Source organism: Streptomyces sp. NPDC104814, assembly GCF_055583185.1.
On sequence record NZ_JBVJOL010000001.1, the window covers coordinates 424,184 to 448,979 of the forward strand.

The following is a 24,796-nucleotide window of genomic DNA, read 5'->3' on the forward strand; positions in this document are numbered from 1 at the left end:
AGCCATGAGCACCAGCACCACCGCCTCGGTGTCCACGCACATCCTGGACACCTCCGTCGGCCGGCCCGCCGAGGCCGTCGCCGTCCGCCTGTCGGCCCGCTCCGGGCTCGACGCGGACTGGCAGGAACTCGGCGGTTCGGCCACCGACGCGGACGGGCGGTGCAAGGACCTCCCGGCCCTGCCGGAGGGGACCACCCACGTACGGCTCGACTTCGACACCGAGACGTACTTCGCCAAGAAACAAGCCGCGGCCCAGCAGGACGCCCCCGCGCTCCGGGACAGCGAGAACAGCCGGCCGGTGTTCTTCCCCGAGGTCACCATCGCCTTCGCGGTGGTGCCCGGTGAGCACTACCACGTTCCGCTGCTGCTCAACCCGTTCGGCTACTCCGTTTACCGAGGGAGCTGACCGACACCATGACCCGTTTCGTCCTGGGACAGAACCAGTACGGCAAGGCAGAGAACCGCGTCGTAAAGATCACGCGTGACGGCGACACGCACCACATCAAGGACCTGAACGTCTCCGTCGCCCTGTCCGGCGACATGGAGGAGGTCCACCGCAGCGGTTCGAACGCGAACGTCCTGCCCACCGACACCACCAAGAACACGGTGTACGCGTTCGCCAAGGAGCACGGGATCGAGAGCGCCGAGGACTTCGGCGTCAAGCTCGCCCGCCACTTCGTGGACAACACCGGTTCCATCGGCCGGGCCCGCATCCGCATCGAGGAGTACGGCTGGGAGCGGATCGAGACCTCGCAGTCCGGCGCCCGCTTCGTCGGCTCCGACGAGATCGCCCACTCCTTCGTCCGCAAGGGCCAGGAGACCCGCGTCGCGGAGATCACCTACGACGGCCACGGCATCCAGGTGCTTTCCGGCTTCAAGGACCTGACCGTCCTGAACACCACGAACTCCGAGTTCTGGGGCTACCTGAAGGACAAGTACACCACCCTGAAGGAGGACTACGACCGGATCCTCGCCACCACCGTCTCCACCTGGTGGCGGCACAACTGGGACGGCATCGACTCGCACGCCCCGGACTGGGACCGCTCGTACAACGGGGTGCGCAAGCACGCGCTGCAGGCGTTCGCCGAGACCTACTCGTACTCGCTCCAGCAGACCCTCTTCGAGATGGGTGTGCGGGTGCTGAACTCGCGCGACGAGGTCGACGAGATCCGCTTCTCGATGCCCAACAAGCACCACTTCCGCTCCGACCTGTCGCCCTTCGGGATCGACAACGAGGCGAAGGACGGTGCGGTGTACTACGCCGCCGACCGCCCGTACGGCCTGATCGAGGCCACCATCCTGCGGGACGGCGCTGAGCAGCTCATCCCGGTCGACATGACCAACCTCTGACGCGGGGCGCGTGTCCCCGGACCCGGCCGCCGGGCCCGGGGACACGCCACACCGGAGGGAACACAATGGCACAGCCTGCAATGGAGCCGGTGAAAGGCTCCTGTTCCACCCCGCCGGTGCACACCGAGGACGCCGTCACGTCCGTGCACCCGGTGGACGAGAAGCTCCACCTCTCGCGGCTCGTCCCCGCCGCGCTCCAGCACATCGCCGCCATGTACGCAGGCGTTGTCACTCCTCCGCTCATCATCGGCCAGGCCTGCGGCCTCGACATCGCGGCCCGCACCCGGCTGATCGCCGCGTCCCTGCTCATCGCGGGCGTCGCGACCATTCTCCAGACCATCGGCGTCAAGGGTTTCGTCGGCAACCGGCTGCCCTTCGTCAACGCCGCCTCCTCCGCCGGTATCGCGCCGATCCTGGCGATCGCCGAGACCAACGACAAGGGCCACCAACTCCCCGCGATCTACGGCGCGGTGATGGTCGCCGGCGTCTTCTGCCTGGCCGTCGGGCCCTTCTTCGGGCGGCTCCTGCGCTTCTTCCCGCCACTGGTCACCGGTGTCGTCATCACCCTCATCGGCGTCACCCTGATGCCCGTGCCCGTCAGCTGGGCGCAGGGCGGCGACAAGACCGCCGCGGACTTCGGCGCCATGAAGTACCTCGCGCTGGCCGGCTTCACCCTCGCCGTGATCCTGCTGATCCAGCGCTTCGGCAAGGGCTTCGTCAAGCAGGTCGCCCTGCTGTTCGGCCTGCTCATCGGCACCCTGGTCGCGATCCCCTTCGGCATGGCCGACTTCACCGCCTTCAAGTCGGCGCCCGTGGCCGCGCTGCCCACACCGTTCGCGTTCGGCACGCCCGAGTTCCAGCCCGCGGCCATCCTGTCGCTGTGCATCGTGATGCTCGTACTGATGACCGAGTCGAGCGCCGGCATGCTCGCCCTCGGTGAGATCTGCGACCGCCGGGCGAACGCGAAGACGATCACGCGGGGCCTGCGCACCGACGGCATCGCCACGCTGCTCGGACCGGTCTTCGGCGGCTTCCCCACCTCGGCCTTCGCCCAGAACGTCGGCGTCGTCTCGCTGACCCGCGTGCGCAGCCGGTACGTCGTCGCCGTCGCCGGCGCGACCCTGCTGGTCCTCGGTGCCTTCCCCGTCCTCGGCGCGGTCGTCTCCCTGGTCCCCATGCCGGTCCTCGGCGGCGCGGGCATCGTGCTCTTCGGCTCGATCGCCGTGAGCGGCATCCGCACCCTGTCGGAAGCCGGCCTGGACGACAGCTCCAACATCATCCTGGTGGCCGTGGCGCTCGGCGCGGGCATCATCCCGCTCGCCGCCCCCACCTTCTACGCCGACTTCCCGGCCTGGGCGCAGACGGTGCTCGGCTCCGGCATCAGCGCAGGCGCGCTCGTCGCGGTCATGCTCAACTTGTTCTTCCACCATCTCGGCACCCGGAGCGGCCAGACAGCCCCGGCACTCAAATCCTCCTAGGGGCCCTGCCGTGCCCTCCCCGTGGACGCACCTGGCGTCCACGGGCCGCCACTGAAAGACAAGGAAGAACGATGGCAGCATCGGCAGCCCAGCGCATCGTCATCGAGAACTGCGCGATCGCCACCGTGGACGCGGACGACACCGAGTACGTGTCGGGGCACCTCGTCCTCGCCGGGAACAGGATCGAGTCGGTCGGCGCCGGAAAGGCCCCCGAGGGCCTGCAGAACGTGGGGCGCCGGATCGACGCGAGCGGTCACCTCGCCACGCCCGGTCTGGTCAACACCCACCACCACTTCTACCAGTGGATCACCCGGGGCCTGGCCACCGACCACAACCTGTTCGACTGGCTGGTCGCGCTGTACCCGACGTGGGCGCGCATCGACGAGCAGATGTGCTACTCGGCCGCGCAGGGATCGCTCGCCATGATGGCCCGCGGCGGTGTCACCACCGCCATGGACCACCACTACGTGTTCCCGCACGGCTCCCGTGACCTGTCCGGCGCGATCATCAAGGCCGCCGCCGAGATGGGGGTGCGCTTCACGCTGGCCCGGGGCTCGATGGACCGCAGCGTCAAGGACGGCGGGCTGCCGCCGGACTTCGCGGTGGAGACGCTGGAGGGCGCGCTCGCGGCGACCGAGGACACCGTCACCAAGCACCACGACGCCTCCTTCGACGCGATGACCCAGGTGGCCGTCGCGCCCTGCTCGCCGTTCTCCGTGTCCACCGAACTCATGCGCCAGGGCGCCGAACTGGCCCGCCGCCTCGGCGTGCGGCTGCACACCCACGGCTCGGAGACCGTGGAGGAGGAGAAGTTCTGCCACGAGCTGTTCGGCATGGGCCCGACCGACTACTTCGAGTCGACGGGCTGGCTCGGTGAGGACGTGTGGATGGCGCACTGCGTCCACATGACCGACGACGACATCGCCGCGTTCGCCCGGACGAGGACGGGCGTCGCCCACTGCCCGTCGTCCAACGCCCGCCTCGCGGCCGGTATCGCCCGCGTCCCCGATCTGCTCGCCGCCGGCGTCCCGGTCGGCCTCGGCGTCGACGGCACCGCCTCCAACGAGTCCGGCGAACTCCACACCGAGCTGCGCAACGCCCTGCTGATCAACCGCCTCGGCGCGCACCGCGAGGCCGCGCTGAACGCCCGCCAGGCGCTGCGCCTCGGCACCCACGGCGGCGCGCGGGTGCTCGGCCGGGCCGACCAGATCGGCTCGCTGGAGGCGGGCAAGCTGGCCGACGTGGTGCTGTGGCGGATGGACACCCTCGCCCATGCCTCCATCGCCGACCCGGTGACCGCGCTGGTCTTCGGAGCGGCCGCCCCGGTGACCGCGTCGTTCGTCAACGGCCGGCAGATCGTCGACAACGGGCGCCTGCTCACCGTCGACGAGGACGCCGTCGCCCGCTCCACCCGCGAGGAGGCACAGCGCCTCGCCCGGATCAGCGCGCAGGGCTGATCCCCCCAAGTCTCCGGCCGAGAGGGACGGCTCCCGGCCGGGAACCGTGGATCCGAGCGGGATCCACGGCAGCCGTCTCCGGGGCGCGCGTGAACGCGCGCGCCCCGGAACGGTCTCACCGCTCACCCGCGCCACCCCCGTCAGGGTCCCGCACGACCCCCGCACCACCTCCCTGAAATCCACGTCGCCCCACGATGTGTTAGCCGCCCGGAGGAGCAGCTGTGGCCGCCCATCCCGTAGACGAAAAACTCCCCGCACTCAAAATGGCGACCAGCGGCTTGCAGCACGTCGCCGCCATGTACGCCGGAGTCGTCGCCCCACCCTTGATCGTCGGCGCGGCCATAGGCCTCTCCGGCGCCGAGCTGACGTTCCTCACCGGTGCCTGCCTGTTCACCGCGGGCCTCGCCACCTTCCTGCAGACCCTCGGCATCTGGAAGATCGGTGCCCGGCTGCCGTTCGTCAACGGCGTCACCTTCGCCGGTGTCGCCCCCATGACCGCGGTGGTCGCCTCCACCCACGACAAGTCCGACGCGCTGCCGATCATCTTCGGCGCGGTCATCGTCGCCGGTCTGCTCGGCTTTCTCGCCGCTCCCATCTTCAGCAAGGCGCTCCGCTTCTTCCCGCCGGTCGTCACCGGCACCGTGATCACCCTGATCGGTGTGTCGCTGCTCCCGGTCGCCTTCGGCTGGGCCCAGGGCCCCAACCCCAAGGCCGACGACTACGGTTCGACGACCTACCTCACCCTGGCCGGCATCACCTTGCTGATCGTGCTGCTGCTGCGCCGTTTCACCACCGGCTTCGTCAAGCAGATCGCCGTGCTGCTCGGTCTGATCGCGGGCACGATCATCGCCATACCGTTCGGCGTGACGGACTTCAGCCCCGTCGGCGAGGCCGCCGTCGTCGGTTTCCCGACCCCGTTCCACTTCGGCGCCCCGCAGTTCCAGCTCGCCGCGATCCTCTCGCTGTGCGTGGTGATGGTCGTCTCGATGACCGAGTCGACCGCCGACATGCTGGCGCTCGGTGAGATCGTCGAGCGTCCGGCCGACGAGAAGACCATCGCGGCCGGTCTGCGCGCCGACACCCTCGGCTCGGCGCTCAGCCCGCTGTTCAACGGCTTCATGTGCAGCGCCTTCGCCCAGAACATCGGCCTGGTCGCGATGACGAAGATCCGCAGCCGGTACGTCGTCGCCACCGGCGGCGGCTTCCTGGTGCTGATGGGCCTGTGCCCGATGGCCGCCTCGCTGATCGCGGTCGTGCCCCGCCCGGTCCTCGGCGGCGCCGGCGTGGTGCTGTTCGGCTCGGTCGCGGCGAGCGGCATCCAGACCCTGGTGCGGGCCGGACTCGAGCGGGACAACAATGTCCTGATCGTGGCCGTCTCCCTCGCCGTCGGCATCATCCCGATCACCGCGCCGGAGTTCTACCACTCCTTCCCGGAGACCGCGAAGATCGTCCTGGACTCGGGCATCTCGACGGGCTGTGTCACGGCCGTGGTGCTCAACCTCCTCTTCAACCACCTCGGCAAGAGCCGCGACGCCCAGGACGTCACCCACCCCATGGAGGCGGGGGAGGAGATCGCCGCTGCGCACTGAGACCGGCGGTGAGGGTTTAAGGGCCTGTCGTTTGGATCACCCCGGCGTCGCGGGGTCTGGCACGCACATCTGCGGCGTTGTCGTCACTCGCCGACGCTCCGCGTCGACTCCCTCCTCCGCCTTGCAGCTGCACGCACCAGACCCCGCTCGGGTCGGCCGAGATGCACCGCAGCTCGAGGCCGGCCTGATCCAAACGACAGACCCTAACCGGCCGGGGGAGACGGGGCAGACGCCGTCACCCCCGGCCGTTTCCATGGGCGGACTCAGCCGGCCCGGCGAGGGATGACGGCGCAGCCGTGCCGTGACGGGGCGCACGGCCGTCGGGAGGCGTCAGGCCCCGGGTGAGGCCGGCCCGGTGTCACAGGCCGAACAGGCCCGGGTTTTCCGCCAGTTCCTTGAAGTGGCCTTGCGGGTTCGCCACCAGACGGCGGGCCTTCAGGTCCATCAGTCCGCCGACCGCCGTGATCTCGGCGGCGACCGTGCCGTCCGTCTTGCGGATCGTCTGCTGTATGCGGAAGGTCTTGCCGCTGCCCCACTCGAAGGCGCAGGTCACGTCGACCTCGTCGCCGGCGAGCAGCTCCCGCTGGTAGCGGATGGTGGTCTCCAGGGCGACCGGTCCGATGCCCGTGGCGATCAGCCCGGCCTGGGTGATGCCGGCCGCCTGCAGCAGCGACCAGCGCGCGTGCTCCGCGTAGTTGAGGTACACGCTCTGGTTCAGGTGTCCCTGGACGTCGGTCTCGTATCCGCGGACGCTGATCCGGACGGAGAACGGCTCGCTCATCACTTCCCCTTCGCCTTCCTTGCACTGTCCAGCGATCTTGGCATGCCCCGCACCGCGGACGCCGGGACTCCTCACACCCGGCGCGGGGAAGCGAGCAGGTACCGGGCCCGGGTGCGGGGCTCGGTGTACTCGCCCGCCTGCCAGCCGGCCGCCTCCAGCGCCGCCGCGCAGCCGCGCAGGGCGTCCGGGTCGTCCGCGTGCACGGCGACCGCCTCCGGCTGCTCCGTCGCCCGTACCCGGTATCCGTCCCGCCCGCCCCCGGCCGGCCGCTGCCCGGCCGCTTCCAGGGCGAGGGCCGCGGCCTGCACCAGATGCGTGCGCTCCCAGCCGCACGGGCGGTCCACGGCCCCGTCCGCATGGGTCATCCGGCGCAGCTCCAGCAGCCCCTGCCAGGCACTGTGCACCTCACGCGCCCGGGCCGGGCCCGTGTCCGGCGGCTCCTCCTCGGCGCCCGTCCGCGCGAGGAACACACCGGTCGCGGGCTGCGCGGGAGCCGGCTCGGGCGGCGCCGTGACCGGCGTGAGACGTATCCGGTGCCCGGCCGGCGTCAGGAAGTGGTCGTGCGGCGGCCGCGGGTGCCGGAACGCCAGGCCCTGCCTGACCAGCGTCGCGAGCTGCGCCGGTGTCCCCCGGAGCCGTCCGGTGACGGGGTCGGCGGCGTCGATGACACGCCGCTGCGCGGTGGTCGGCGGTCGGGTCACGGCGTTCTCCTTCCTGCGCGGCTCCCGTGGCCGGGAGGTCAGCCGCTTCGCAGGCTACGCCGGGGGTCTGACATTCCAGCCGGCGATCACCGGGCGGCCGTGCTCGGTGCCCAGCCGGCACAGGGAGCCCGTCGCCAGCTGGAACAGCGCCCCGTGCTGCGGCGCCAGCCCCAGCCGTCGGGCGGTCAGCACCCGCAGGAAGTGCCCGTGGGCGACGAGCAGGACGACCCCTTCGGTGTTGGCGAGGGCGGCGTCCACCTTGCCCAGCATCCGGTCGGCGCGCTCGCCGACCTGCTCCGGGCTCTCCCCGGGATGATCCGGCGGCCCGGGCACGACCCCGTCCGTGAACAGGAACCACCCCGGCCGCTCCCGCTGGATCTCCACCGTGGTGATGCCCTCGTACCCGCCGTAGTCCCACTCGCGCAGATCGGTGTCCACCCGCGCGTCGGGCACCCCGATCAGCTCGGCCGTCTCGCGCGCCCGCTGCAGGGGGCTGACGAACGCGGCCCCGATCCGGTGCGAGCGGACCAGCGGCACCAGCCGCCGTGCCTCCTCGCGCCCGTGCTCGGTCAGCGGGACGTCCGTCCACCCGGTGTGCCGGCCGGACCGCGACCACTCGGTCTCGCCGTGCCGGACCAGAAAGAGATCACCCACGGTTCACAGGCTACGGGCCGGCTCCGCCGGCCGCGCGGCGTCGCAGCCCGCCGGGTGCCCGCGCGGACCGGACGCGGCCGCTACTGCCGGTACCCGCTCAGGAACCGCCCGATCCGGCCGATCGCCGCCTCCAGGTCCTCCGCGTGCGGCAGGGTCAGGATGCGGAAGTGGTCGGGCGCGGGCCAGTTGAAGCCGGTGCCCTGGACGACCTGGATCTTCTCGCGCAGCAGCAGGTCGAGGACGAACTTCTCGTCGTCGTGGATCTTGTGGACCTTGGGGTCCAGCCGCGGGAAGGCGTACAGCGCCCCCTTGGGCTTCACGCACGACACGCCCGGGATCTCGTTCAGCCGCTCCCACGCCACGTCCCGCTGCTCGCGCAGCCGGCCGCCGGGCTCGGTCAGCTCGCGGATGGACTGCCGGCCGCCGAGCGCGGCCTGGATGGCGTACTGGGCGGGCGCGTTGGCGCACAGGCGCATGGAGGCCAGCATGGTCAGGCCCTCCAGGTAGTCCTTCGCATGCTGCCGGGGCCCGGTGACGACCAGCCAGCCGGACCGGAAGCCCGCCACGCGGTACGTCTTGGACAGGCCGCAGAAGGTGAGGACGACCAGGTCGGGGGCGAGCGCGGCGGCCGAGTGGTGCACGGCGCCGTCGTAGAGGATCTGGTCGTAGATCTCGTCGGCGAACACCATCAGGCCGTGCCGGCGGGCGAGGTCGAGGACGCCCTCGACGATCTCCTTCGGGTAGACCGCGCCGGTGGGGTTGTTGGGGTTGATCAGGACGAGCGCCTTGGTGCGGCCGGTGATCTTCGACTCCATGTCGGCGAGGTCCGGGTACCACTCGGCCTGCTCGTCGCACAGGTAGTGGACCGCCTTGCCGCCCGCGAGGGTCGTCACGGCCGTCCAGAGGGGGAAGTCCGGGGCAGGAACGAGGATCTCGTCGCCGTCCTCGACCAGCGCCTGCACGGCCATCGAGACCAGCTCGCTGACGCCGTTGCCGAGGAAGACGTCGTCCACGTCGACCGGGAGGCCGAGGGTCTGGTAGCGCTGGGCGACCGCGCGGCGGGCGGAGAGGATGCCGCGCGAGTCGGTGTAGCCGTGTGCCTGGGGGAGCATCCGGATCATGTCCTGGAGGATCTCCTCCGGCGCCTCGAAGCCGAAGAGGGCCGGGTTGCCGGTGTTCAGCCGCAGCACGCTGTGCCCGGCCTCCTCCAGCGCGTTGGCGTGCTCGATCACCGGCCCGCGGATCTCGTAACAGACCTCGCTGAGCTTGTTCGACTGCCGGAACTCCATGCGCCCCTCCGGAAACTCGTGTTGCTTGGTTTTACCAAGCGGGAGCTTGGAAAGTCCAACAAGCGGTCTAGACTGCGTCGCATGTCACCCCGCACGCGCCGTAGTTACGACCAGTACTGCTCCGCCGCCCGCGCCCTCGACCTCGTCGGCGACCGCTGGACCCTGCTGATCGTCCGGGAGCTGCTCGCCGGACCGCGCCGCTACACCGACCTGCACGCCGACCTGCCGGGCGTCAGCACGGACGTACTCGCCTCCCGGCTGAAGGACATGGAGCAGGGCGGCCTCACCACCCGGCGCCGGCTGCCCCCGCCGGGCGCCGCCTACGTCTACGAACTGACCGTCCGCGGACAGCAGTTGCTGCCCGTCCTGCAGGCCCTCGGCGCCTGGGGGGAGGCCGAACTGGGGGAGCGGCGGCCCACCGACGCCGTCCGCGCGCACTGGTTCGCCCTGCCGCTGCTGCGCTCGATCCACGGCGAGGGACTGGTCGAAGTACGGCTGGAGGAGGGCGTGTTCCATCTGCACGCCGGCGCCGAGGACGGCCCGGTCTACGGCGACGGCGCCGCGCCCGGCGCGCCCGACGCCCGGCTCGTGATGGACTCGGCGACCTGTGCGGCCCTCTCCCGTGGCGAGATGCGTCTCGCCGAGGCGATCCGCCTCGGCCGCGTCGAGGTGACCGGTGACGGCACCCTCGCCAAGGAACTGCGCGAAGGGCCCGCCGCATAGCGCATGCGGCGGGCCCTCCCGGCGGCTCGTCAGACGTTCGGCGGCACGTGGGACGGGCGTCCCCGTCCGCGCGTCAACGCGTATCCGCCGATACCCGCGAGCGCGGCCAGCACGCCGCCGATCGCGGTCCACACCCAGCGATCCGACCACCAGCCGGACGACCAGCCGCCGTCCGGCTCGACGCTCGCCAGCACGGCCGCCTTCTTCGAGCCGCCCTTGTCCTGCTGCTCGGTGACGGCGACGCCCGGCACCAGCGGCTCGGCCAGCCAGCCGTCCACGGCGGCCGCACCGCCGATGTCCTTGGACTCCACGCGCAGTTCGGCGTTCACCGGCTGCCCGAGGTCGGCGGTCTGCACCCCGACCGCCGTCAGCCGCACGTAGTACGTGCCCGGCAGCGGGTCGTTCGCCCACGGCTCCGACCAGGCGCGCACCGTGCGCAGCACACAGGTCAGCTCCAGCGAGGAGGTCCCCGCGTCCGCCGTGCGGGTCTGCGCGCCGTACTGGCAGGCCTGACGGCGCCTGAGGCCGTCGTACACGTCGACCTGCCAGGTCTGCGTCGTGTGCGTCTGCGCCAGCTTCACCGTCGCCTTCACGGTGGGCCGCTGCTTCGCGTCCGCCGGGAACGACCAGTACAGGTAATCACCCGTCGAGGCGCTCGCGGTGGCGGTCTGGCCCTGCTCCACCTCCGTCGCCGTACGGAACGAGGTGCCCGCCGACGCCGGCGCCGCGCTCGACCCGGACGGGCTCGGCGACGGCGAGGAGTCGGCCGCGGCGGGGGCGGCGGCGAGGCCGAGCGTCAGCAGGGCCGCGCCCAACGCGGTGGTGATCCTCATCAGTTCGTCCTCCACACCGCGACACGCCAGCGCGACAGCCAGCCCCACACCACACCCGCGAGGAAGCCGATCAGCACCAGCAGACCGAGCAGCCACCAGCCGCGCCCGAGACCGAAGGACGCCACGTCGTCCGCCTGCGAGGGGCCGTCGACCACGTCAACGGTCAGCTCCAGCGGCATGCCGGGCGTGGCCTTCACACCGGGCGCTGCCGAGAAGGCGTTCGTCACCGCCAGGCACACCGTCTCCGCCGGGGCGTTGTCGTCGTCGCTGTCGGCCTTCGGATAGCGCAACCCCGTCGAGACCACGTCGGTACGGCCGGTGCCGGCCGCCTCACCGCGCACGATCTCCCGGCCGTGCACCGTGACCGCGCGCAGCAGGACGCCGTAGTCCGGGTGCATCGAACGGTCCGCCGCCACGCTCACCGAGGCGCGCAGCTCCTGGCCGGGCTTCACGTCCACCCGGTACCAGCGCTGCTGCCCGAACTCCTCGCGGTCGGTGTACAGGCCCGAGTTCAGCGTCGGAGCCTTGGTGCACGAGGACGCGCCGTCGGTGGCGACCGGCGTGACCACCGGATCGGCCGCCCGGTCCACCAACTGGTTCACCTTGTCGGTGAGTTCGTCGGTGTGCTCCACCGAGGTGTAGGTGCCGCCGGTGGCCTCGGCGATGCAGCTGAGCTGCCGGCGCATCTTCACGTTCGGCACCAGGCCGAGCGTGTCGATGGTCAGGCCGATGCCCTTGGCGGCTATCTCGCGGGCCACCTCGCACGGGTCGAGCGGGGCGCAGGTGTCCTCGCCGTCGCTGATCAGCACGATCCGCTTGGAGCCGGTGCCGCCGTCGAGGTCCCCGGCCGCCTTGAGCAGCGCCGGTCCGATCGGCGTCCAGCCGGTCGGGTTGAGCGTGGCCACCGCCGTCTTGGCCTCGGTGCGGTCCAGCGGGCCGACCTTGTACAGCTGCGCGGTGTCCTTGCAGCCGGTCTGCCGGTCGTCGCCCGGGTAGGTGGCGCCCAGCGTGCGGATGCCGAGCTGCACCTCCTCGGGGGTCGCGTCCAGCACCTCGTTGAACGCCTGCTTGGCCGCCGACATGCGTGACTGCCCGTCGATGTCCCGGGTCCGCATCGACCCGCTGACGTCGATCACGAGGTCGACCTTCGGCGCGCTTGCGGTGGTCTCGTCGGCGACCGCCCCGGCCGGGCACGCGAGCCCGGCCGCGAGCGCGGCGAGCAGGGCGCCGACGCCCGCCGCCAGCCGTTGTCTTCTGATCATCGGCGGATCTTATTGATCTCCGGGGTCCGGCTCCAAAACGGTCCGTCAGGCGAACGGGCACTCCAGCCCCGTCCACTGGTCCCCGGGCACGTCCGGCGTCAGCCGCATCAGCGTCAGCGCCTTCACCGGCAACGGCTCCTGACACAGCGCCACCAGGTCGCCGGTGCGCGGCAGATCCCGTACGGCCGCGGCCAAGGCCCCCCGCAGGGACGGGCCGTCGCCCGCCGCGGCGGCCAGCGCACCCCCCACCAGCGAGCCGAACAGCTTGCGCCGCAGCGTCGTCACGTCGTCCGTGACGATCCGGCCCGCGAGGTCACCGGGCACCGCGATGCCGTGCCGGGCCAGCCTGGCCGGGCTGACCCGGATGTCGGCCAGGTCCCGGTACACCAGCCGCCGCGGCTCGCCCGCCGGCCCCAGCACCACCAGCAGATTCTGCCCGTGCGCCTCCAGCGCCGCGCCCAGCTCCAGCACCCGCAGCCCCACGAACAACGCCAGCCGGGCGAAGTCCGCCAGCCAGGCGGGGGAGCGCGGACCGGGCAGAGCCGCCACCGGCACCACGTCCTCCCCCGGCCCCGCGTACACCTCCGGCGCCTCGCGCAGCTGCGCCGCAAGGTCCGGGGAGTGGGCCGTCACCGCGCCCAGCGTGCGCGTGACGTGCAGCAGCCCGTCCGTGTGCGCGGCCAGCCGCTCGCCGAACTCCGACAGCGAGGCCGCCATGCGCACCGAGCCGACCGAGATGTCCCGCACCGAGGACGTCAGCCGGGCGCTCAGCGCCGTCTTCACATGCGGGCCGCCGGGCAGGGCGAGGGTGCGCAGCGCCATCAGCGGATGCGCGGGGAGAGTGCCCTGCCCGGTCCGCTTGAGCACATGCTCCGCCTGCCACGGATGCACCGGCAGCAGCAGCCGCTCCCCGTCCCGCAGCCACCCCGGCCAGCCCCCCGTCACCAGGCACCCGTCCGCCGGCACCGGCAGCAGCTCCAGCTCCACCACCGGCCGGTGCTCGGGCGCGTACGCCAGCTGCTCCGCCACCGAGAAACCGGGCCGCGAGCGGCAGCACGGATGGTAGGGATGCCCGTCCACGACCCGCTGCTCCCACTCCCAGCCCCGCGCGGGCCGCCCCTGCGGCCGCCCCTCCTGCCCGGCCCGGGACAGCGCCAGCGAGGCGACGCTGTGCCCCAGCTCGACCGCGAAACCCGCCGCGTGCGGCACCGCCAGGTCCGTCATCAGCCGCTCCGGCCGCTCGTAGGCCACACCGTCGAGGTGTACGGCGCCGACGTACGCGTCGGTGGCGTACGGGTCCGGCACCGGGCCGTGCAGCCGGCGGCCGTCCGCCAGGTGCAGGGTGAGACCGTCGCCGCTCTCCTCGCGGCGCGTGATCCAGGGCAGCGGATCGTGTCCGAGGCCGCGCCACAGCCGGGTCAGCACGGCGGCACGCGCGCCGGGCAGCGCGGCCCGGTACCGGGGCACCAGGCCTTCACGCGCGGCGGCGAGTTCGGCGGCGACCTCCGCCTCGGCGGTGGGGGGTCGGTGCACGGGCGGGCTCCTCGGGTACGCGGACGGCGTCACGGCGGCCGTGACGGCGGGATACTGATCGTCTCCGACCGACAGGACCGTAGGGAAACGAGTGGATCGCGTGGACCTCCTGCCTCCCACCATCGGCGATTTCCCGCCGCGCGACGACCTCGCGGCCCGGGCCGACGCCTACGCGGCGGCGCCCCTGCTGAACTGCCTGCTGCGCGAGGTCGCCGAACCGGTGGACGCCGACGGCGTCTGGCGGGTGCACCGGCTGGCCGCCTCCGGGCGGCTGCTGCGGGTGCGCGGCACACGCCGGCCCGCCCGTCCCGAGATCCGGGCGGACGGCGTCTGGCGGCCGCTGGACCACCGTGACCTGGTCGCGCTCGTCGCGGACGAACTGCGCCGGCACACCGGTCTCGACAACGCGGAGCTGCCCGCCGAGATGACCGACAGCCGGGACGTGGTCGCCGCCCTGCTGGCCGCGCGCGCCGACGCCACCCCGCCCGCCGGCCCGTATCTGCGCTCCGAGCAGTCCCTGATCACCGGCCACCCCCACCACCCCGCCCCGAAGGCGCGGGGCGGCGGCCCGCCGGCCGACTGGCTGCCGTACGCCCCGGAGGCGCACGCCCGCTTCCCGCTGACGCTGCTCGGCGTGCGCGCGGACACGGTCGTCCAGGAGGGCGACACGAGTGCCCTCGACGCGCTCGGCGAGGCCCCGCCCGGCTACCGGCTGCTGCCCGCCCACCCCTGGCAGCTGCGGCTGGCCGCGCCCGCCCTCGCGGACGCCTTCGCCGACGGGCGGCTGATCCGGCTCGGCGCGACCGCGTTCCCGGTGTGGCCGACGGCCGCGATCCGGACCGTGTACGCGCCGGAGCAGGACCTGTTCCTCAAGTTCAGCCTCGATGTGCGGATCACCAACGACATCCGCCGGCTGTGGGAGCACGACCTGCGCAGGCTGCGCCGTACGGACAAGGCCGTCACGCACGCCTTCGCGGCGCTCGGCGGCCCGGCGGCCTGGCTGAGCGACCGGGGGTACCGCACCGCCGGCTTCGCCGTCGAGGAGCTGGCCGTCGTCGTCCGCGACGGCCTGGGCGGGGCCGTCCTGCCCGGCGCGACCCCCCTGCTCGCGGCCGGCCTGGTGGAGGGCTTCGACGGCGACCCGCTCGCCGCCGCCCCCGATCCCGCGGCCTGGTGGGAGGCGTATCTGCGCGCCGTCGTGCCGCCGGCCCTCGCCGTGTACGCCGACCACGGCGTCGTCCTTGAGGCGCACCTGCAGAACACGCTGGTCGCGGTCGACGCGGCCGGGATGCCCGTACAGGCCCTCTTCCGGGACGCCGAGGGCGTGAAGCTGCTGCCCGACGTGACACCGCGGGCCGGCTGGGAGCGGCTGGTGTACTGCCTGGTCGTCAACCACCTCACCGAGGTCGCCGCGGCGCTCGCCGAGCGCCACCCGGGCCTGGACCCATGGCCGGCGGCCCGCCGCGAACTGGCCCGCCACGACCTGCCCGAGGTCGCCGCGCTGCCGGCCTCGCCCACCCTGCCCGGCAAGACCAACCTGCTGCTGCGCTGGACCCGGGCGGACGGCGCCGCGGCCCGCTACCGGCCCCTGCCCAACCCGCTGGCGGATGCCTGACCTGCCGTAGGCTGGCCGGTGTGCTGCGCGACGTGACCGCTGTTCGATACGTGACCCCGCTGAGGTCGGGCGGTTCGGTGCCCGCGGTCGTCGAGGCCGACGACCAGGGGACCTACGTCGTGAAGTTCACCGGCTCGGCGCAGGGGCGCAAGGCGCTGGTCGCCGAGGTGATCGTGGGGGAGCTGGCCCGGGCGCTGGGCCTGCGCTTCCCCGAGCTGGTGCTGGTCCACTTCGACCCGGCGATCGCCGCCGCCGAGCCGCACCAGGAGGTGCGCGACCTGCACGAGGCCAGCCACGGGCTCAACCTCGGCATGGACCATCTGCCGGGCGCGGTCGACTTCACTCCGGAGGTCGCGCGGTCCTTCTCCGTGGACCCCTCGGAAGCCGGCCGGATCGTCTGGCTCGACGCGCTCACCGCGAACGTCGACCGCACGGTGCACAGCTCCAACCTGATGGTGTGGCCCACCCTCGGCGTCGCACCGCCACGGCTGTGGCTCATCGACCACGGCGCCGCTCTCGTCTTCCACCACCGCTGGGACGGCGCCGACCCCGAGAAGGCCTACGACTTCCGCCACCACGCCCTCGGCCACTACGGCCCCGACGTGCGCGCCGCCGACGCCGAACTGGCGCCGCGGGTCACCGAGGAACTGCTGCGCGCGATCGTCGCCGAGGTCCCGGACGCCTGGCTGGCGGACTTCGCGAGCCCCGAGGAGACGCGTGAGGCGTACGTGGCGTATCTGTACGCGCGCGTGCGGGCCTCGGCGAAGTGGCTGCCCACCGACTTCCCCGGCCCGCAGGAGCTGGCCGCGGACGAGGCCCGGCGGGCGGCGCGCACCCAGGCGGGCCGCCCGGACTGGCTCAAGCGGGTCCCCGACCTGCACGGCAAGCCGGCCGCGCAGCAGGACTGGTCCGTCCACCTGGGCTGAACGGGCCGAGCGGCCCCGGGGACGCCCCGGGGCCGCTCGGATCGGGAGCCGTGTGTCAGCCCTTGAGCTGCTCGTACGCCGGCAGGGTGAGGAAGTCGGCGTAGTTCTCGTCGAGGGAGACCTGGAGCAGGAGGTCGTGCGCCTGCTGCCAGTTGCCGGCGGCGAAGGCCTCGTCGCCGATCTCCTTGCGGATGTTCTCCAGCTCCTCGGCGGCGACCTGACGGGCGAGGTCGGCGGTGACCTTCTCACCGTTGTCGAGCACGACACCGGCGTTGATCCACTGCCAGATCTGGGAGCGGGAGATCTCGGCGGTGGCCGCGTCCTCCATCAGGTTGAAGATCGCGACGGCGCCGAGACCGCGCAGCCACGCCTCGATGTAACGGATGCCGACCTGGACGGCGTTGACCAGACCGCCGTAGGTGGGCTTGGCGTCCAGCGAGTCGATGGCGATCAGGTCGGCCGCCTTGACGTCGACGTCCTCCCGCAGGCGGTCCTTCTGGTTCGGCTTGTCGCCGAGGACCTTGTCGAAGGACTCCATGGCGATCGGCACCAGGTCGGGGTGGGCGACCCAGGAGCCGTCGAAGCCGTCGTTCGCCTCGCGGTCCTTGTCGGCGCGGACCTTCTCGAAGGCGACCTTGTTGACCTCGGCGTCCCGGCGGGAGGGGATGAACGCCGCCATGCCGCCGATCGCGTGCGCGCCGCGCTTGTGGCAGGTGCGCACGAGGAGTTCGGTGTACGCGCGCATGAACGGGGCGGTCATCGTCACCGCGTTGCGGTCCGGCAGGACGAACTTCTCGCCGCCGTCACGGAAGTTCTTGACGATGGAGAACAGGTAGTCCCAGCGGCCGGCGTTCAGCCCGGCGGCGTGGTCGCGCAGTTCGTAGAGGATCTCCTCCATCTCGTACGCCGCCGTGATGGTCTCGATCAGGACGGTGGCGCGGACGGTGCCCTGCGGGATCCCGAGGTAGTCCTGCGCGAAGACGAAGACGTCGTTCCAGAGGCGGGCCTCCAGGTGCGACTCCGTCTTCGGGAGGTAGAAGTAGGGGCCCTTGCCGAGGTCGAGCAGGCGCTGGGCGTTGTGGAAGAAGTACAGGCCGAAGTCGACGAAGGCGCCCGGGACCGGGGTGCCGTCGGCGCCGAGGAGGTGGCGCTCGTCGAGGTGCCAGCCGCGCGGCCGCATGACGACCGTGGCGAGCTGGTCGTTCGGCTTGAGCGCGTAGGACTTGCCCGACTTCGGGTCGGTGAAGTCGATGCTGCGGGTGTAGGCGTCGATCAGGTTGAGCTGGCCGAGGACGACGTTCTCCCAGGTGGGGGCGGAGGCGTCCTCGAAGTCCGCGAGCCAGACCTTCGCGCCCGAGTTCAGGGCGTTGATGGTCATCTTGCGGTCCGTGGGGCCGGTGATCTCGACACGGCGGTCCTGCAGCGCGGCCGGGGCCGGGGCGACCTTCCAGGAGTCGTCCGCGCGGATGGCGGCCGTCTCGGGCAGGAAGTCGAGCGTGGAGGTGCGGGCGATCTCGGCGCGGCGCTCGGCACGGCGGGCGAGGAGTTCCGCGCGGCGCGGCGTGAACCGCTGGTGCAGCTCGGCCACGAAGGCGAGCGCCGCGTCGGTGAGGACCTCTTCCTGCCGGGGCAGGGGCTCGGCGTCGACGATGGCCAGCGTGGACGGCGCTGGTGCGGACATGAGCGGTCACTTCCTTACGGGGGGCTGTTTCAGCGAACCACGTGCAACGCCACTCTGCCCTGGCACGGGGTGCCTAGATGCAGAAATGGGGCGGTTCGCACCCGCTGTGCGGTCGGGTGCTTCTGAACAGTGGATAGTAGTTATCGCATGGTGGAAGTTCAATGGTTTGTTGATGTCGAGATTCTCTGAGTCGAGCAAAGGTGGCGCTCGGTGCCACCCCGTTCACTGAAGGTGGCCCAGGTCGGCCTCGGTGTCGATGTCGTACGGGCGCGCCACGTCGCCGCACTCGATGAGCCGTATCTCACCCGCGTGCTCCCGCAGATACGCGCGTGCCCCGCGGTCGCCGGTGGCACTCTCCGCGACGCCCGTCCAGTGGGCCGCGCCCAGCAGGACCGGATGCCCGCGCACGCCGTCGTAGGCGGCCGACGTAAGGCTGCGCTCGTCCTCGTAGGCGCCGAGCACCCGTGCGACGGCCCGCGCCCCGATCCCCGGCTGGTCCACGAGCGACACGAGCGCGGCCCGCGCCCCGGTCCCGGCCAGCGAGGCGAGCCCGGCCCGCAGCGAGGACCCCATGCCCTCCTCCCACTCCGGGTTCTCCACGAGCACGCACCCCTCAAGCCGCGCCCGCTGCCGTACGACGTCGGCGGCCGCCCCCAGCACCACGTGCACGCGCGTGCACCCGGCCGCCCGCAGGACCCCGGCGGCGTGCTCCACCAGCGGGCGGCCCCGGTGCTCCAGCAGCGCCTTGGGCCGCCCGCCGAGCCGCCGGCCGCCCCCTGCGGCGAGCAGCAGCCCGGCGACCGGGTCGGTGGGATTCCTGGTGCCCGTGGGGCGAGGTGTCGTCATACGCCCTGCATACCGCACCACGCGGGCCACGGGTTCACGCTGTGCAGCAACTCGATGACGCAGCGGACTGGCGCGGCGCGGCCGAGGTGTCGTTTACTGTCTCCCCCGCCCCGGCTCACCGCACCGGCGCGGGCCGGACGGCTCAGGGAGATCGCACGACGGAGTGCGAGGGGGAGGGCTGTGTTGCGGAGCGTTCAGCACAAGCCGGTCACCGGCGGCGAAGAGGATCTGCGCGCGGGCCGACTGCGCGCGGCGGCATCCCGTCTGCACCGCGAACTGGCCGCGTACAGGGCCGAGTTACGGGACCGGGACATAGCCGAGGAAGAGCTGGCCGCACTGACGGCCATGGCCACCCGGGGCATCCCGGAGCCGGCCCCGCTGCACCGCGCCCTGCTGCTGATAGCAGGGGCGATCGGCTCGGTGAGCGCCCTGTCGACGGCACTGAGCGAACTCCGGGCGGCCGTGGAGGCATTCAGCGCCCCGGGCTGACCCGGCTCGCCGGGCAGTGCAGTGCCGCTGAGGGGCGCGGGGAACTGCGCGACCAGCCACAGTCCACCCGCTCCCGCACGACCACAGCACCCGGCAGACCAGAAGGCGCCTGCCCGGGCCGAAGGCACCGGGCAAGCCACGAACCGCCGGAGGCTATCCGCCGACGTACGCCGCCAGGTGCTCACCGGTGAGAGTCGACCGCCCGGCGATCAACTGCGCCGGTGTCCCCTCGAAGACGACCCGCCCGCCGTCATGCCCCGCGCCCGGCCCCAGGTCGATGATCCAGTCCGCGTGGGCCATGACGGCCTGGTGGTGCTCGACCACGACGACCGACTTCCCCGAGTCGACCAGCCGGTCGAGCAGCCCGAGCAGCTGCTCGACGTCGGCCAGGTGGAGCCCGGTCGTCGGCTCGTCCAGGACGTAGACCCCGCCCTTCTCGCCCATCTGTGTCGCCAGCTTCAGCCGCTGCCGCTCACCGCCCGACAGAGTGGTGAGGGGCTGCCCGAGCGTGAGGTAACCGAGCCCGACGTCGGCCAGCCGGTCCAGGACCTTGTGCGCGGCCGGCGTACGCGCCTCGCCGTCGGCGAAGAACTCCTCCGCCTCGGCCACGGACATCGCCAGCACCTCGCTGATGTCGCGGCCGCCGAGCTTGTACTCCAGCACCGACGCCTCGAAGCGCTTGCCCTCGCAGTCCTCGCAGGTCGTGGCGACCCCGGCCATCATCGCCAGGTCGGTGTAGACGACGCCGGCGCCGTTGCAGGTGGGGCAGGCACCCTCGGAGTTCGCGCTGAACAGCGCCGGCTTGACCCCGTTGGCCTTGGCGAACGCCTTGCGGACCGGCTCCAGCAGCCCGGTGTACGTCGCCGGGTTGCTGCGCCGTGAGCCGCGGATCGGGGTCTGGTCGATGGAGACCACACCGGCGTCGGCGGGCATCGAGCCGTGCACGAGCGAACTCTTGCCGGAGCCCGCGACCCCGGTGACGACGACCAGCACGCCGAGCGGGATGTCGACGTCCACGGACCGCAGGTTGTGCGTGGTGGCGTCCCGGATCGCCAGCTTCCCGGTGGGCGTGCGGACGCTCTCCTTGACCCGGGCCCGGTCGTCCAGGTGGCGTCCGGTGAGGGTGCCGCTCGCCCGCAGCTCCTCCACGGTGCCCTCGAAGCAGACCGTGCCGCCCGCCGTGCCGGCGCCGGGGCCGAGGTCGACGACATGGTCGGCGATCGCGATCAGCTCCGGCTTGTGCTCCACCACGAGCACCGTGTTGCCCTTGTCGCGCAGTTGGAGCAGCAGGTCGTTCATGCGCTGGATGTCGTGCGGGTGCAGGCCGATGCTGGGCTCGTCGAAGACGTACGTCACGTCGGTGAGGGAGGAGCCGAGGTGGCGGATCATCTTCACGCGCTGGGCCTCGCCGCCGGACAGCGTGCCCGCCGGCCGGTCGAGGGAGAGGTAGCCGAGGCCGATCTCCACGAAGGCGTCGAGGGTGTCGCCCAGGGAGGCGAGCAGCGGCGCGACCGAGGGCTCGTCCAGGCCGCGTACCCATGCGGCCAGGTCGCTGATCTGCATCGCGCAGACGTCGGCGATGCTCAGGCCCTTGATCTTCGAGGACCGGGCGCCCTCGTTCAGCCGGGTCCCCTCGCACTCGGGACAGGTGGTGAAGGTGACCGCCCGCTCCACGAACTCCCGGATGTGCGGCTGCATCGCCTCCTTGTCCTTGGCGAGCATCGACTTCTGGATGCGCGGGACGAGACCCTCGTAGGTCATGTTGATGCCGGCGATCTTCATCCGGGTCGGCTCGCGGTACAGGAAGTCCTGCAGTTCCCGCTTGGTGAACTTCCGGATCGGCTTGTCCGCGTCGTAGAGACCGGACTCGGTGTACAGGCGGTGGTTCCAGCCGCCGGACTTGTACCCGGGGACCATCAGCGCGCCCTCGCTGAGGGACTTGCTGTCGTCGTAGAGCTGGGTCAGGTCGATGTCCGTGACCGAGCCGCGGCCCTCGCAGCGGGGGCACATGCCGCCGGTGATGCTGAACTGGCGGCGCTCCTTCACCGTCTGCCCGCCGCGCTGCACGGTGACCGCGCCGGCCCCGCTGATCGAGGCGACGTTGAAGGAGAACGCCTTGGGGGAGCCGAGGTGGGGCTTGCCGAGGCGGCTGAAGAGGATGCGCAGCATCGCGTTGGCGTCGGTGGCGGTGCCGACGGTGGAACGCGGGTCGGCGCCCATGCGCTGCTGGTCGACGGTGATCGCGGTGGTCAGGCCCTCCAGCACGTCCACGTCGGGGCGGGCGAGGGTCGGCATGAAGCCCTGTACGAAGGCGCTGTACGTCTCGTTGATCATCCGCTGCGACTCGGCGGCGATCGTGTCGAACACCAGGGAGCTCTTGCCCGAGCCGGAGACACCGGTGAAGACCGTCAGCCGGCGTTTGGGGAGCTCGACGCTGATGTCCTTGAGGTTGTTCTCGCGCGCCCCGTGCACGCGGATCAGGTCGTGGCTGTCGGCGGCGTGGCCGGTCCCCGTGGCCTTGGTCATGGTGTCTCCATCCGTTCAGACCCTCGATCACGGCCACCCTCCGCGCCCGCCGGCCCGACCGACGCCCCACGGATGCCCGTGCCGTTCACGCTACGTGGGAACGGGGGGCGAGCGCTTCTCGAATCCTGACCTTCGCCTGCGGACGGGGAGCGGATCGGCGGCACGGCGTCGCCTGGGCCGGCGGAGCCTGCGTGCCCGGCGGGCGTCACCCAGGGGGGCGGCGGGGCCTGCCCGGCGTGGGGGGGAGTGGTCTGGAGCGCGTTCGCCTGCGGGGGCGGGCTGGGCTTACGTCGGCTTGTGAGGCCCGCGGGGGGTGTGTTTGGGCGCGGGGCTGGGAACGCGCGCGCCCGCCCGCCCGGGGCGGGGCCTGTCGCGGCCTCGGGCCCCAGAGGGCCCGACCGGCTTGTGTCCTGCTCCGGGTGCCCTGCGCCTCGGGCAGGCGGTCGGTGCCGGCCGTCCCGCCAGGACGCCTGGGGGCCGGCGCCCCGGTGCGCATCACAGGTCAGCGGCGCGTACGAGGCGCCGGTGGCGCAGCCCCGCCGAGAGGCCCGGAGGGGTCAGCCGCCGTTGTTGCCCGAGTTGGTCAGGGCCTCGGAGAGCTCCTCGGCGACCTGCTGGAGGATCGGGACGATCTTGTCCGTGGCGGCTTCCGTGACGCGGCCCGCCGGGCCCGAGATGGAGATGGCGGCGGCCGTCGGGGAGTTCGGCACCGAGACCGCCAGGCAGCGGACGCCGATCTCCTGCTCGCTGTCGTCGATCGCGTAGCCGAGCCGGCGTACCTCCTCCAGGGAGGCCAGGAAGTCGTCCGGCGTGGTGATCGTCTTGTCCGTGGCCGCCGGCATGCCCGTGCGGTACAGCAGCGCCCGCACCTCCTCCGGCGGGTAGCCCGCCAGCAGCGCCTTGCCCACGCCCGTGGAGTGCGGCAGCACCCGGCGGCCGACCTCGGTGAACATCCGCATCGAGTGCTTGGACGGCACCTGCGCCACGTAGACGATCTCGTCGCCGTCCAGCAGCGCCATGTTCGCCGTCTCGCCGGTCTCCTCCACCAGGCGGGCGAGGTACGGCCGCGCCCAGGTGCCGAGCAGGCGCGAGGCGGACTCGCCGAGGCGGATCAGGCGCGGACCGAGGGCGTAGCGCCGGTTGGTCTGCTGGCGGACGTACCCGCACGCGACGAGCGTGCGCATGAGGCGGTGGATGGTCGGCAGGGGCAGTCCGCTGCTCGCGGACAGCTCGCTGAGGCCGACCTCGCCGCCGGCGTCCGCCATGCGCTCCAGCAGGTCGAAGGCGCGCTCCAGGGACTGGACACCCCCCGTGGCGGCGGGTTTGGCGGAGTCGGTGGTGCTGGCGCTGGACGTCGGCACGGCGCGTTCCTTTCGGGACTGACTGAAGAGGCAGCAGCCTACCCGGCAGCCGGTTGACTCCCCGCTTGTGCGTAGCTACGTTCTATCTGACGGAATTCTAATTCCGCTTTGTGGAAACGTCCAGGGTGGGCGGATCGGGTGCACTGTGGATGAGTGTGCCCTTGACGACGCGAAGGCGGGAGTGAAGACTCCCGAAGTAGCTTCAACAGTTCGTTGAAATTCCGCTGTGTGGAAGACGCGCGGAGGCCACCGAGCCTCCGAGGCGGCCCACGGCGGCAGAGAGAGGGGTCCGGGTGTCCGACGCTGAACTGGTCCTGCGTTCGAGGCGCGTCATCACTCCCGAGGGGACGCGGCCCGCGTCCGTCGTGGTCACGGGCGGCACGATCACCGCCGTACTCGACCACGACGCGGAGGTACCGGCCACGGCCCGCCTGGAGGACTTCGGCGACGACGTCCTGCTGCCCGGTCTGGTCGACACGCACGTGCACGTCAACGACCCGGGCCGCACCGAGTGGGAGGGCTTCTGGACCGCCACCCGCGCGGCCGCGGCCGGTGGCATCACGACCCTGATCGACATGCCGCTCAACTCCCTGCCGCCCACCACCACGGTCGACAACCTGCGCGTCAAGCAGGACGTCGCCCGCACCAAGGCGCACATCGACGTCGGCTTCTGGGGAGGCGCCCTGCCGGACAACGTCAAGGACCTGCGCCCGCTGCACGACGCCGGCGTCTTCGGCTTCAAGTGTTTCCTGTCGCCGTCCGGCGTGGACGAGTTCCCGCACCTCGACCAGGACCAGCTCGCCCAGTCCCTCGCCGAGATCGCCGGCTTCGACGGCCTGATGATCGTGCACGCCGAGGACCCGCACCACCTCGACGCCGCCCCGCAGCACGGCGGCCCCAAGTACACGGACTTCCTCGCCTCCCGCCCGCGCGACGCCGAGGACACCGCCATCGCGAACCTCATCGCGCAGGCCAAGCGCCTGAACGCGCGCGTGCACGTACTGCACCTGTCCTCCAGCGACGCGCTGCCGCTGATCCGCGCCGCCAAGGCGGAGGGCGTGGCGATCACCGTCGAGACCTGCCCCCACTACCTGGCCCTCACCGCCGAGGAAGTCCCCGACGGCGCGAGTGAGTTCAAGTGCTGCCCGCCCATCCGCGAGGCCGCCAACCAGGATCTGCTGTGGGAGGCGCTCGCCGACGGCACGATCGACTGCATCGTCACCGACCACTCGCCGTCCACCGCCGACCTCAAGACCGACGACTTCGCCACCGCCTGGGGCGGCATCTCGGGCCTCCAGCTCAGCCTGTCCGCCGTGTGGACCGCCGCCCGCGAGCGCGGCCACACCCTGGAGGACGTCGTCCGCTGGATGTCGGAGCGCACCTCGGCCCTGGTCGGCCTCGGCTCCAAGGGCGCCATCGAGGTCGGCCGCGACGCCGACTTCGCGGTCCTCGCCCCCGACGACACCTTCACCGTCGACCCGGACCGGCTCCAGCACCGCAACCGTGTCACCGCCTACGCCGGCCGCACCCTGTACGGCGTGGTCAGGTCGACCTGGCTGCGCGGCGAGCGGATCGTCGCCGACGGCGAGTTCACCGAGCCCCGGGGCCGTCTGCTCAACCGGTCCGCCTGACCGAAGGAGCGCCATCGGCCACTTCGACCCCCGTAGCGACTTGTAGAACCGAAAGGCAGGACCTGATCACC

21 protein-coding genes are annotated in these 24,796 nt (G+C 72.1%); 10 read left to right on the forward strand and 11 right to left on the reverse strand.

Annotation, left to right across the window (positions count from 1 at the left end):
- Positions 1–4: 4 nt before the first annotated feature.
- The 5 genes from uraH (at position 5) to ACZ64A_RS01745 (ending at position 5,874) form a co-directional block, all read left to right on the forward strand.
- Positions 5–406, forward strand: a complete 402-nt coding sequence (gene uraH, locus ACZ64A_RS01725; RefSeq protein WP_469807540.1) for a hydroxyisourate hydrolase — start codon at positions 5–7, stop codon at positions 404–406.
- Between the two features lie 8 nt (positions 407–414).
- Positions 415–1,350: a factor-independent urate hydroxylase gene (gene pucL, locus ACZ64A_RS01730; protein ID WP_469807541.1), complete on the forward strand. Its 936-nt coding sequence runs from the start codon at positions 415–417 to the stop codon at positions 1,348–1,350.
- Between the two features lie 65 nt (positions 1,351–1,415).
- Positions 1,416–2,828 (forward strand): nucleobase:cation symporter-2 family protein, encoded by a 1,413-nt coding sequence (locus ACZ64A_RS01735; protein ID WP_469807543.1) that lies wholly within the window; start codon positions 1,416–1,418, stop codon positions 2,826–2,828.
- A gap of 71 nt (positions 2,829–2,899) precedes the next feature.
- Entirely contained in the window at positions 2,900–4,285 is a 1,386-nt protein-coding gene (locus ACZ64A_RS01740) for an 8-oxoguanine deaminase (RefSeq protein ID WP_469807544.1), read from the forward strand.
- A 221-nt stretch (positions 4,286–4,506) separates the two neighbouring features.
- Positions 4,507–5,874, forward strand: coding sequence for a nucleobase:cation symporter-2 family protein (locus tag ACZ64A_RS01745; RefSeq protein WP_469807545.1), 1,368 nt, complete (start codon positions 4,507–4,509; stop codon positions 5,872–5,874).
- 358 nt (positions 5,875–6,232) lie between these two features.
- On the opposite strand, the gene ACZ64A_RS01750 is transcribed toward ACZ64A_RS01745, so the two are convergent.
- From ACZ64A_RS01750 to ACZ64A_RS01765, 4 genes are all read right to left on the reverse strand, one after another.
- A complete protein-coding gene (locus tag ACZ64A_RS01750) occupies positions 6,233–6,655 on the reverse strand; it encodes an acyl-CoA thioesterase (protein ID WP_469807546.1) in 423 nt (140 codons plus the stop codon).
- Between the two features lie 71 nt (positions 6,656–6,726).
- A complete protein-coding gene (locus ACZ64A_RS01755; protein WP_469807547.1) occupies positions 6,727–7,356 on the reverse strand; it encodes a hypothetical protein in 630 nt (209 codons plus the stop codon).
- A 54-nt stretch (positions 7,357–7,410) separates the two neighbouring features.
- The gene (locus ACZ64A_RS01760) at positions 7,411–8,010 is read right to left on the reverse strand and encodes a histidine phosphatase family protein (protein WP_469807549.1); all 600 of its coding nucleotides are present in this window, start codon (positions 8,008–8,010) and stop codon (positions 7,411–7,413) included.
- 80 nt (positions 8,011–8,090) lie between these two features.
- A complete protein-coding gene (locus ACZ64A_RS01765; RefSeq protein ID WP_469807550.1) occupies positions 8,091–9,299 on the reverse strand; it encodes a pyridoxal phosphate-dependent aminotransferase in 1,209 nt (402 codons plus the stop codon).
- Positions 9,300–9,380: 81 nt separating this feature from the next.
- On the opposite strand from ACZ64A_RS01765, the gene ACZ64A_RS01770 reads away from it, so the two are divergent.
- Positions 9,381–10,022, forward strand: a complete 642-nt coding sequence (locus ACZ64A_RS01770) for a winged helix-turn-helix transcriptional regulator (RefSeq protein ID WP_469807551.1) — start codon at positions 9,381–9,383, stop codon at positions 10,020–10,022.
- A 29-nt stretch (positions 10,023–10,051) separates the two neighbouring features.
- Here ACZ64A_RS01770 and ACZ64A_RS01775 read toward each other — a convergent pair whose 3' ends face one another.
- The 3 genes from ACZ64A_RS01775 to ACZ64A_RS01785 are packed head-to-tail and all read right to left on the reverse strand — an operon-like array spanning position 10,052 to position 13,650.
- Positions 10,052–10,855, reverse strand: coding sequence for a hypothetical protein (locus ACZ64A_RS01775; RefSeq protein WP_469807553.1), 804 nt, complete (start codon positions 10,853–10,855; stop codon positions 10,052–10,054).
- Positions 10,855–12,117 (reverse strand): VWA domain-containing protein, encoded by a 1,263-nt coding sequence (locus tag ACZ64A_RS01780; protein WP_469807554.1) that lies wholly within the window; start codon positions 12,115–12,117, stop codon positions 10,855–10,857. Before ACZ64A_RS01780 ends, ACZ64A_RS01775 begins: the two co-directional genes overlap by 1 nt.
- 45 nt (positions 12,118–12,162) lie before the next feature.
- Complete coding sequence (locus tag ACZ64A_RS01785) at positions 12,163–13,650, reverse strand: IucA/IucC family protein (protein WP_469807555.1); 1,488 nt, start codon at positions 13,648–13,650, stop codon at positions 12,163–12,165.
- A gap of 91 nt (positions 13,651–13,741) precedes the next feature.
- Here ACZ64A_RS01785 and ACZ64A_RS01790 point away from each other — a divergent pair, with 91 nt between their 5' ends.
- Together ACZ64A_RS01790 and ACZ64A_RS01795 are read left to right on the forward strand one after the other, a co-directional pair.
- Positions 13,742–15,265, forward strand: coding sequence for an IucA/IucC family protein (locus ACZ64A_RS01790; protein WP_469807557.1), 1,524 nt, complete (start codon positions 13,742–13,744; stop codon positions 15,263–15,265).
- Between the two features lie 20 nt (positions 15,266–15,285).
- Positions 15,286–16,191 carry a HipA family kinase gene (locus tag ACZ64A_RS01795; RefSeq protein ID WP_469807559.1) on the forward strand — a complete coding sequence of 302 codons (906 nt, stop codon included), beginning with the start codon at positions 15,286–15,288 and terminating at the stop codon, positions 16,189–16,191.
- A 55-nt stretch (positions 16,192–16,246) separates the two neighbouring features.
- Here ACZ64A_RS01795 and aceB read toward each other — a convergent pair whose 3' ends face one another.
- Both aceB and ACZ64A_RS01805 read right to left on the reverse strand, forming a co-directional pair.
- Entirely contained in the window at positions 16,247–17,872 is a 1,626-nt protein-coding gene (gene aceB / locus ACZ64A_RS01800) for a malate synthase A (RefSeq protein WP_469807560.1), read from the reverse strand.
- Between the two features lie 222 nt (positions 17,873–18,094).
- A complete protein-coding gene (locus ACZ64A_RS01805) occupies positions 18,095–18,718 on the reverse strand; it encodes a nucleotidyltransferase family protein (RefSeq protein WP_469807561.1) in 624 nt (207 codons plus the stop codon).
- A 180-nt stretch (positions 18,719–18,898) separates the two neighbouring features.
- On the opposite strand from ACZ64A_RS01805, the gene ACZ64A_RS01810 reads away from it, so the two are divergent.
- On the forward strand, positions 18,899–19,207 hold the full coding sequence (locus ACZ64A_RS01810; RefSeq protein WP_469807562.1) for a DUF5955 family protein: 309 nt from the start codon (positions 18,899–18,901) through the stop codon (positions 19,205–19,207).
- A gap of 153 nt (positions 19,208–19,360) precedes the next feature.
- Here the strand turns inward: ACZ64A_RS01810 and ACZ64A_RS01815 are convergent, their stop codons facing one another.
- The gene (locus tag ACZ64A_RS01815) at positions 19,361–21,733 is read right to left on the reverse strand and encodes an ATP-binding cassette domain-containing protein (RefSeq protein WP_469807563.1); all 2,373 of its coding nucleotides are present in this window, start codon (positions 21,731–21,733) and stop codon (positions 19,361–19,363) included.
- 557 nt (positions 21,734–22,290) lie between these two features.
- Positions 22,291–23,094: an IclR family transcriptional regulator gene (locus tag ACZ64A_RS01820; RefSeq protein ID WP_469807564.1), complete on the reverse strand. Its 804-nt coding sequence runs from the start codon at positions 23,092–23,094 to the stop codon at positions 22,291–22,293.
- A gap of 293 nt (positions 23,095–23,387) precedes the next feature.
- Here ACZ64A_RS01820 and allB point away from each other — a divergent pair, with 293 nt between their 5' ends.
- Positions 23,388–24,725: an allantoinase AllB gene (allB, locus tag ACZ64A_RS01825; protein WP_469807565.1), complete on the forward strand. Its 1,338-nt coding sequence runs from the start codon at positions 23,388–23,390 to the stop codon at positions 24,723–24,725.
- Positions 24,726–24,796 lie beyond the last annotated feature (71 nt).